Annotated in this window: 2 protein-coding genes; both read left to right on the top strand. The window is 68.1% G+C overall.

Going from position 1 to position 755, the window contains the following annotated elements; translation table 11 throughout:
- Nucleotides 1-316, top strand: a 316-nt coding sequence (locus IO40_RS0132790; protein ID WP_031176683.1) for an oligopeptide/dipeptide ABC transporter ATP-binding protein, incomplete at its 5' end; no start/stop codon positions are given.
- On the top strand, nucleotides 306-755 hold a 450-nt coding region (locus IO40_RS0132785; RefSeq protein ID WP_030409865.1), incomplete at its 3' end, for an ATP-binding cassette domain-containing protein. The genes IO40_RS0132790 and IO40_RS0132785, both read left to right, overlap by 11 nt.

The raw sequence follows: 755 nt of genomic DNA, 5'->3' as shown, positions 1-755 counted from the left end.
CGACAAGATCGCGGTGATGTATGCGGGGCGGATCGTGGAGACGGCTCCGGTCAAGGAGTTGTACCGCGCCCCGGCGCATCCGTACACCAAGGGCCTGCTGGACTCCATCCCCCGCCTCGACCAGAAGGGGCACCAGCTCAACGCCATCCAGGGTATGCCGCCCAATCTGCTGCGAATCCCGCCCGGCTGCGCCTACAACCCGCGCTGTCCCATGGCCCGCGAGACGTGCCGCGCGGCCGAGCCGCCGTTGTACGACGTCGCAGCCCGGCGCGCCAGCGCCTGCTACTTCTGGAAGGAGATGTGCCATGCGGGCTGACCACTCAGGCCGCAAGGAGGCCCGCGAGGAGGGGCAGGAGGCGCGCAGGCTGCTGGCACGGGCGCACGCGGAGAACGCGTTCGCCGCGGGGGAGGCCATCTTGGAGGTGCGGGACCTGGTCAAGCATTTCCCGCTGACCCAGGGGATTCTCTTCAAGCGCCAGGTCGGTGCGGTCAAGGCCGTGGACGGCGTCTCCTTCGACCTGCACAAGGGGGAGACGCTGGGCATCGTCGGCGAGTCCGGCTGCGGAAAGTCCACCGTCGCCAAACTCGTCACCCACCTGGAAGAGCCGACCGCGGGCACGATCCGCTACAAGGGGAACGACATCACCCGGGCCTCGGGCCGGGCGTTGAAGGCGGTGCGGCGGAACATTCAGATGGTGTTCCAGGATCCGTACACGTCGTTGAATCCGCGGATGACGGTGGGCGACATCATCGGG

The sequence above is a fragment of the Streptomyces albus subsp. albus genome (assembly GCF_000725885.1).
GTDB lineage: Bacteria > Actinomycetota > Actinomycetes > Streptomycetales > Streptomycetaceae > Streptomyces > Streptomyces albus.
The sequence above is the reverse complement of the archived record's forward strand: the minus strand, read 5'-3'. Positions and strand labels throughout refer to the sequence as shown.